Consider the following 8,217-nt stretch of genomic DNA (forward strand, 5'->3'; position numbering starts at 1 on the left):
AATAGCGCAGATCCAACAAACAATGCTCGGGCCTGTCCCGAGCATCTAAGCACGTGACAACACGACAAGCGTTTCGGATGAAACGTGAAATTCGAACAATCTTTTCCGGCCCGCCAACGCCGCTCGTGCGGAGCTGTGGTTAGATCCTCGGGTCAAGCCCGAGGATGACGCCGAGTGTGGGGACAGGTTCCCCTGAAGTCTGTGTCCTAACCGTGGGACGGGCTATTCCGACCGTCAGAAACGCATCACATGGTGGCGATGGTCAGCTTCTTGCCGGTGAGCTTGGCAAGCTGGTCGAGGCGACCCTCCACGCGTTCGCCGATGAAATCGGCATATTGCTCCGGCACTACGAGTTCCAGATCGAAATCCGTGTTCTTCGCCGGCAGGAAGTCGAGAGCGCCGACGATGCCGGGCATCGAGGCGGAGAACAGATAGGCGACGCGCAGAAGGCCGCCGAGCAGCTTGGCGCGTTCCAGCAGTTCGGGCGTCGAGATCGTGCCGAGATCGTCGGTGTGGTTGTCGTCGCGCAGGCCTTCATAGCGGTAGTAATTGGTGAGCGCGATGAAGGCGCGGCCGGGATGGGTGATGCCGGTGAGCGCCGAGTGTGCGATCACGTTCAGCGACTGGGAGCCCCGGAAATCGGGGTGGGCGCGCCAGCTGATATCGGCAAGCAGGCAGGCGGCCTGGCGATAGCGCGCCTCTTCCGGCGTTTCCTCGATCCCGAAGCGGCGCAGCATCAGCCCGGTCCAGGCGGCGATTTCGGCAGCGTGCTTGGGCGAGCGGGCGCGCAAAAGCGCAAGTTGGCGGGCGGCGACCAGCAGCGGGTCCTGGTCCTGTTCCTCCGCGCTCAGGAGCGAATAGAGCAGGCCCTCGCGCACACCTTGCGCCGAAAAGCTGATCGTCTTCGGCTGCATCACGCTCAGCACTTCGCGCATGGCGATCGCGCCGAAGGGCAAGAGCATGCGGCGGTTCTTGGAAACGGCCTGCCAAGCCGGGTCCTTCTGCTCCTCGTCGGCGCCGATCCTGTCGAGGAAGGCCATCATCTCGTCGAAGCCGATCTCGTAGCCCTGCATCATTGTCAGCGGATAATTGTTGATCTCCATGTGGAGCCTGGCGATGTTGCGCCATGTGCCGCCAACGGCATAGAAGGTGCGGCCGCGTCCCTTTTCCAGAAAGGTGACCTTCTTGACCTGCTTTTTGGCGAAGTTGCGCGCCTTGGCGAGCGAACCTTCCGAAAGCTCCGAAAGGCGGATACCGCCGAGCGGCAGCGTTATGCCGTCGCCATAGGTCTTGTCCTTGATGTCGATGAGCTCCAGCGAGCCGCCGCCAAGGTCGCCGGCGATGCCGTCCGGCTCGTGAAAGCCGCTTATGATGCCGTAGGCGGAATAGAGCGCTTCCTCGCGCCCCGTGAGAACCCGGACATCGATGCCGAGGATCTTCTCCGCCGCCTCGATGAAGGCCGGGCCGTTGCTCGCCTCGCGCGCCGCGGCCGTCGCGAGCACATGCATGGTGACCGAACGGGCCTGGGTCGCAAGCGCCTTGAAGCGCTTCAGTGCCCTCAGCGCCCGCTCCACGCCTTCCTCGTTCATCTTGCCGCTGGCCGCAATGCCGCGGCCGAGGCCGCACAGGACCTTTTCGTTGAAAAGCACGGTCGGCGCGCGCGACAGGCCCTCATAGATGACGATGCGAACCGAGTTCGATCCTATATCGACTACGGAGACAGGGGAGATTCCGCGAAGGCGCCCCTGCGCTTCAGATTCGACCATAAATACCCGGCTTATTTGGTGCGGCCCGAAAGCAGGCCGGCGATGAGCTTCGGCGCACTTGATTTCAGGGCTTCTCCGCGGCCGGACAGGCTCGGATTGGTCATGAAATACTCCTGCGCGTTGAACGGTTCCTCGCCCTCGCGCGGTTCCGTCCGCCGCGAGGTTCCGTCGGGGAGTATCTCGTAGCTCTGCTGATTGTCAATGATATTGCCCAGCATGATCTGGGACAGAACCTGCTCATGCACGGTGGGGTTGGTGACCGGTACAATCGTTTCAACCCGGCGATCCAGATTGCGCGGCATCAGGTCGGCGGAACCGAGATAGACATGGGCGTTTTCCGAGGGCAGGCCGTGGCCGTTGCCGAAGCAGTAGATGCGGGAATGTTCCAGGAAGCGGCCGACAATCGACTTGACGCGGATGTTCTCCGAAAGCCCCGGCACCTGCGGGCGCAGGCAGCAGATGCCGCGCACCACGAGGTCGATCTGAACGCCTTCGCCGCTGGCGCGGTAGAGCGCGTCGATGATCTTCGGATCGACCAGCGAGTTCATCTTCATCCAGATCGCGCCGGGAAGGCCGCTCCTGACATGCTCGATCTCCTCCTCGATATGCTGGAGAATACGCGGTCGCATGGTCTTCGGCGAGACCGCGATCTGCATGTTTTCCTCAAGCTCGCCATAGCCGGTGATGAAGTTGAAGATTTCGGCGACGTCGTTGGCGATCTCGGGATTGCAGGTGAAATAGGACAGGTCGGTGTAGATCTTGGCCGTGATCGGGTGGTAGTTGCCGGTGCCGATATGGCAATAGGTCCTGAGGTTCTGCTCCTCGCGGCGCACCACCATGGAGAGTTTCGCGTGGGTCTTCAGCTCGATGAAGCCGAACACCACCTGCACGCCGGCGCGCTCCAGATCGCGCGCCCAGCGGATATTGGCCTCCTCGTCGAAGCGGGCCTTCAGCTCCACCAGCGCCGTTACCGATTTGCCTGCCTCGGCGGCATCGATGAGGGCGCGCACGATCGGGCTGTCATTGGAGGTGCGGTAGAGCGTCTGCTTGATGGCGAGCACGTTCGGGTCGCGGGCGGCCTGGATCAGGAACTGGACCACGACGTCGAAGGATTCGTACGGGTGATGAACAACGAAATCCTTCTCGCGGATCGCCGCGAAACTGTCGCCGATATGCTCGCGCACGCGCTCGGGAAAGCGCGGGTTGAACGGCTTGAACAGAAGGTCCGGCCGGGGCGCCTTGGTGATTTCCGAAAGCGTGTTGAGCGCCAGCAGTCCCGGCAGCACGGCAACGCGGTCTTCCGGCACGCCGAGTTCGTGGATCACGAAATGGCGCAGCGAGGCCGGCATTTCGCTGTCGGTCTCGATGCGGATCACCGAGCCGCGGCGGCGGCGCTTCAGCGCGCTTTCGAAATAGCGCACCAGGTCTTCGGCCTCTTCCTCCAGCTCGATATCGCTGTCGCGGATGATCCGGAACGTGCCGTAGCCCTGCACCTCGTAACCCGGATAAAGCCGGTGGATGAACAGGCCGATCACGTCTTCCATCGTAATATAGCGGATCGCGCCGTCGAGATCGGGCAGGCGCACAAAGCGGTTCATCGAGGGCGGCAGGCGCAGCATCGCGTTCATCGCCTCGCGGCCGTGGCGGCTGACAAGCTGCAGCCCCATGGTGAAGCCGAGATTGGGGATGAACGGGAAGGGATGCGCCGGATCGATCGAAAGCGGCGTCAGAACCGGGAAAATGCCCTGCTCGAATTCATTGGTGAGCCACTGCCGGTCCTCGTCGGACAGCACGCTCGGGCGCACGATCATCACGCCTTCATTGGCCATATACTGCTGGAGCACGGCTAGGGCGGCCTGCTGCTCCATCTGCAGATTGTCGATTTCGCGCAGGATGTCGGACAACTGCTCGGCCGGCGTCTTGCCGTCGGCGGAGAGCATGGTGACCCCCTGGCGCACCTGACCTTCGAGACCTGCCACGCGGACCATGAAAAACTCGTCCAGATTGGCCGCAGAGATCGACAGGAACCGCACCCGTTCCAGCAGCGGATGCGCCGGGTTCAGGGTTTCCTCGAGCACGCGGCGATTGAACTGCAGCCAGGAGAATTCGCGATTGATGAACCGCGCCGGGCTCTTGGAAAGATCCTCGGCAGCGCCCAATTCGACGATTTCCGAAACGCTCGAAGACAGGTCGTTCATGATGTGCGTTCTTCCTCTTGCTGGCCGGATATCGGCATGCGGTCGTTGATCATTTGCCGCTTAGCCCAGTTTGGCAACGATACTATGACATATAGCAGGTTTGTGGCGATTGCCCCGCATTTCAAGCGCGAATTCGCATTCAGCGCCTCAACCCGCGGCGGTGTAGAGGAGAACGGAATTCCGTTTCTCCTCCATCTGCGCGGCAAGGGTCAAAGCCCGAAACCGGCCGGGCGGCATGCCGTAGGTCTTGGCGAAATGCCGGGTCATGTGGCTCTGGTCGGCAAAGCCGGAAGCGGCGGCGGCCTCGGCCAGCGGCGCGCCCGCAATGATCATCGCCCGTGCCCGCGAAAGGCGGCGCTGGACGAGGTAGCGATGCGGGCTGGTGCCGTAGAGCGCGCGGAACTGGCGAGCGAGCGTGAACCGGTCGAGGCCGGCGATCTCCTCCAGCCGTTGCGAACCGATCGCTTCTGCCGCGCATTCGCTCAAGAAGTCGCGGCAAAGCGCGAGCGCCCGGCGGTCGATGGATTTTGCCGTGCGGCCCCGGGCATCGCCGAGGCGCAGCAGATGGTGGGCGATCTCGGCAATCAGGCCGTCGCGCTTCAATTCGCCCATTTCGCCGTCGAGTTCGTCGAGCGCCTCGATAAGGCTTGCCCTCAGCGGCGCGTCATCGGCCACGGGATCGCGGACGAAGGGCAGGGCGGCGGCAAGCCCGTCCATGGCGGCCGTGATCTTTTCCGGCGGCAGGTAGATCATCCGGTAGGTGAGGCCGTCCTCGCCGCCGGCGCCGCCATCATGCAATTCGTCCGGGTGCAGGATGATCAGCCGGCCGGGCGTCGAAAAGCGCGCCGCGCCGCGATAGGAAAAGGTCTGGACGCCCGCCATCGTCAGCCCCAGCGCATAGGTGTCGTGGCGGTGCGGCGAGAAGCCATTGCCGGAAAACCGCGCCTCCAGCCGCTCGATGCCGTCTTCGGCTGGGGCGGCGATAATGGCGTCCCGCCTGCACGAACGTTCAAGATCGCCGCCCTTCGCCTTCGCTAGGGTGGCGTCCGATCGTTCAAATCCCTTCCCGGAGTTCGCATTCATGTTCGACACCAAATTCGTCATCGTCGTGCGCGAGGATCTCGCCCAATGGCAGAAGCTCAACGTCACCGCCTTTCTCGCGACCGGCGTCGCCGGCGCGGCAGAGGGCCTGTTGGGAGAAGACTACAGGGACGGCGCGGGCAATGTCTATCACCCGCTCTGCGCCCAGCCGATCATCGTGCTCGGGGCCGATGGCAACACGCTGAAGAAGGTGCAGAGCCGCGCGCTGGAACGCGGCGTGCCGGCGGCGCTCTATATCGAGGAGATGTTTTCGACGGGCCATGACGCCGCCAACCGCGCCGTCTTCGCCGAATTTTCGCCGGAGGATGCCAGGGTTGTCGGCATCGCCTTCCGTGCGGACAAGAAGATCGTCGACAAGATCACCAAGGGCGCGAAGATGCACCCGTGAGAAGACGCCCGGCCGTTTCCGGCCAGGCGCTGAAACTTACTTCGCGTTCAGGAAGTCGGCGACTTCGAGGATCACGAATTCATTGTCGTCGGCGGCATTCAGGCTGCGGCCGGCCGAGAACGGCAGGTTGTTGTCGTTGCCGACGATGATGTGGCTGTCGTCGATGACATCGACATCCTCGATGGTCACGAATGGCATGGTGTAGATGCCGTCCTTGCCGCCCTGGCGGGCGACGCCATCGGGATCGGCAATCGCCATCAGATCGATATAGCCGATCTTGCGGGCAGCGCCATTGGCGTTGTCGTCGGTCATCTCGATCTTGTAGATGCGCTTCAGCATGGCGGGCTTTTCGAAGCAGCCGGTGGCCGTGTCGGAGGCGCAGGCCATCGACGGGTCGCCTTCGCCGCCATCACGCTCGATGACGAGGCCGGTGGTGGCGTCGATCATGTTGAAATCACCGATATTGGTGCCGCCATCGGCGAACGGATAGAGCCAGTAGCGACCGGTCCATTCCTTGGCGGCGGTGTCGAATTCCAGCACGCGGAGTGCCGGCTGGGCATCGGCCATCTCAGGTTCCCCGTCGACGACGATCGGCTTTTCGAGCATGGCGTAAAGATGCGCGCCGTCCGGCGAGATCGCCATGCCCTCGAAGCCGCCCGAGCGCGGCAGATTGTAGGCTGGCATTTCGCCGCCCGGGTTGGGCAGCGACAGCGAAACGTTGTCGGGCGACATCACCGGCTTGCCGTCGGCGAGCGTCTCATAGACGGCCTGCAACTCACCCGCTTTGTTGAACTTCAGGAGATAGGGGCCGAGCTCGTCGCCGATCCAGAAGCCGTCCTCGACCGGCTGGATCGATTCGATGTCGAAATCCGCGCCGGTCAGATAGCGGCTGTCGGAGCCTTCGAGCACGATCGGGAAGGGCACGACCATGTTGGGGTCGGAGAGGAAGATGGTTTCCTTGCGGTCGACCGTGCCGGCTTCCCAGTCGAAGCCGATGTGGTGGATCATCAGCGCGGCGTCGGAGGAGTTGGCCTTGGAGCCGAAGCCGTTGTCGGAGAGCGACCAGAACGTGCCGTCGCCCATGGCCTTGATGCCGGAAAAGCCCTGCACCGGCTGGCCGTCGAAGGGCGTTGCAAGCCCGGTTTCACGCTTGGCGGACATGCCCGGCACGCTGCCGATTTCGGTGACGCGCGGCTGGCCGGGCTTCAGGAATTTCGCCGAGGTCTGGATATAGGCGGGCGCGTCCGCTGGCGCGGCGATGATGGTGTTTGCCGGAAGAACGGCGTGGCTCGTCAGCGTTGCCGTGAACTGGGTGTCGTCGGCAAGGGCGGTGCCGGCCATAAGCGCGGCGGCAGCGGCAAGAAAGTGGGTCTTCATGAAATATCCCCGTATGTTGGAAACACGGGGAGCGTTAGCGCCTGCTTATGTCGGCGATTTCACGAAGCGATGAAGCTTTCGTGTCAGACGTCGATCATCTCGACCTTCTTGTCGACGAAGCGCAGGGCGACGTCGCCGTTCAGGAGCTTGAGCGCCGGCTCGCCGTAAAGCTTGCGCCGCCAGCCCTTCATGGCTTCCACATCGGCGTTCTCGCCTTCGGCCGCGATCTTGTCGAGATCGTCGGAAGAAGCGATCACGCGGGCGGCGACCTGGTTCTGTTCGGCAACGATCTTCAGCAGCACCTTCAGGAGTTCCGCCGCGGCGGCCGCCCCTTCGGGCATGTGCGGCTGGCGGGGCAGGCGCGGCAGCTCGGCCTTCGGAATGGCAAGCGCCGTTTTGACCGCTTCCAGCAGGCCAGCTGCCGGCTGCGAGCGTTCCCAACCCTTTGGGATCATGCGCAATTTTGCCAGCGTCTCCGGCTCGGTCGGATGCTGCTGGGCGATTTCATAGATCGTGTCGTCCTTCAGCACCCGGCGGCGGGGCTGGTTGCGCTCGCGCGCCTCGTTCTCGCGCCACTCGGCGACCTTCTGCATCACCGCGAAATCGAGCGGCTTCTTGATGCGGAGCTTCAGGCGTGTCCAGGCCTGTTCCGGCGGCAGGTCGTAGGTCTGCGGGTTTTCGAGGATCGCCATCTCCTCTTCCACCCAGTCGGTGCGGCCCTCGCGCTCAAGCTCTTCTTTCAGCTTCAGATAGACATCGCGCAGATGGGTGACGTCGGCGAGCGCATAGGAAAGCTGCTTGTCGTTGAGCGGACGGGCGCGCCAGTCGGTAAAGCGCGACGACTTGTCGATATGCGCGCCGGTGATGCGGGAGACCAGTTGGTCATAGGAAATGCTGTCGCCAAAGCCGCAGACCATGGCGGCCACCTGCGTGTCGAACAGCGGCGCGGGCAGCATGTTGCCGAGATGATAGACGATCTCGAGATCCTGCCGCGCGGCGTGGAACACCTTCACCACAGAGGTATCTGCCATCAGCGCGAAGAACGGCTTGAGGTCGATGCCCTTTGCCAGCGGATCGACCAGCACTTCCAGATCGGGGCTTGCCATCTGGATCAGGCAAAGCTCCGGCCAGAACGTGCTTTCGCGGATGAACTCGGTGTCGATCGTGACGAAGTCGGATTTGGCGAGCGTGGCGCAAGCCTCGGCAAGGGCGGCAGTGGTTTCGATCATCTTCAAATATCGTCTCGTGTTTCCCACCTTTCCTTCGCCTTTGCAGCGGCGATGTCAAGGGAGGGGGAGGTTTGGCGACGGAACAACGAGCAGACCTTGTCCCTTAGAGCGTCGGGCGATTAGTCTGCAACGCATGCTGTTGATTTGAAGTAGTTCCA

Annotated in this window: 6 protein-coding genes; 1 reads left to right on the plus strand and 5 read right to left on the minus strand. The window is 62.9% G+C overall.

Annotated elements, in window-relative coordinates; genetic code table 11:
* Positions 1 to 245 precede the first annotated feature (245 nt).
* From ppx to V6766_RS25315, 3 genes are all read right to left on the minus strand, one after another.
* The gene (ppx, locus tag V6766_RS25305; protein ID WP_448471006.1) at positions 246 to 1,766 is read right to left on the minus strand and encodes an exopolyphosphatase; all 1,521 of its coding nucleotides are present in this window, start codon (positions 1,764 to 1,766) and stop codon (positions 246 to 248) included.
* Positions 1,767 to 1,777: 11 nt separating this feature from the next.
* Complete coding sequence (locus V6766_RS25310; protein ID WP_448471007.1) at positions 1,778 to 3,964, minus strand: RNA degradosome polyphosphate kinase; 2,187 nt, start codon at positions 3,962 to 3,964, stop codon at positions 1,778 to 1,780.
* A gap of 147 nt (positions 3,965 to 4,111) precedes the next feature.
* A complete protein-coding gene (locus V6766_RS25315) occupies positions 4,112 to 5,047 on the minus strand; it encodes an AraC family transcriptional regulator (protein WP_448471008.1) in 936 nt (311 codons plus the stop codon).
* Here V6766_RS25315 and V6766_RS25320 point away from each other — a divergent pair.
* On the plus strand, positions 5,046 to 5,453 hold the full coding sequence (locus tag V6766_RS25320) for a DUF2000 family protein (protein ID WP_448471009.1): 408 nt from the start codon (positions 5,046 to 5,048) through the stop codon (positions 5,451 to 5,453). The two genes, V6766_RS25315 and V6766_RS25320, sit on opposite strands and share 2 nt — an antisense overlap.
* A gap of 36 nt (positions 5,454 to 5,489) precedes the next feature.
* Here the strand turns inward: V6766_RS25320 and V6766_RS25325 are convergent, their stop codons facing one another.
* On the minus strand, positions 5,490 to 6,830 hold the full coding sequence (locus tag V6766_RS25325) for an esterase-like activity of phytase family protein (protein ID WP_448471010.1): 1,341 nt from the start codon (positions 6,828 to 6,830) through the stop codon (positions 5,490 to 5,492).
* An 83-nt stretch (positions 6,831 to 6,913) separates the two neighbouring features.
* Positions 6,914 to 8,059 carry a ribonuclease D gene (gene rnd / locus V6766_RS25330; protein ID WP_448471011.1) on the minus strand — a complete coding sequence of 382 codons (1,146 nt, stop codon included), beginning with the start codon at positions 8,057 to 8,059 and terminating at the stop codon, positions 6,914 to 6,916.
* Between the last annotated feature and the right edge of the window lie 158 nt (positions 8,060 to 8,217).

The organism is Martelella sp. AMO21009 (assembly GCF_053484295.1).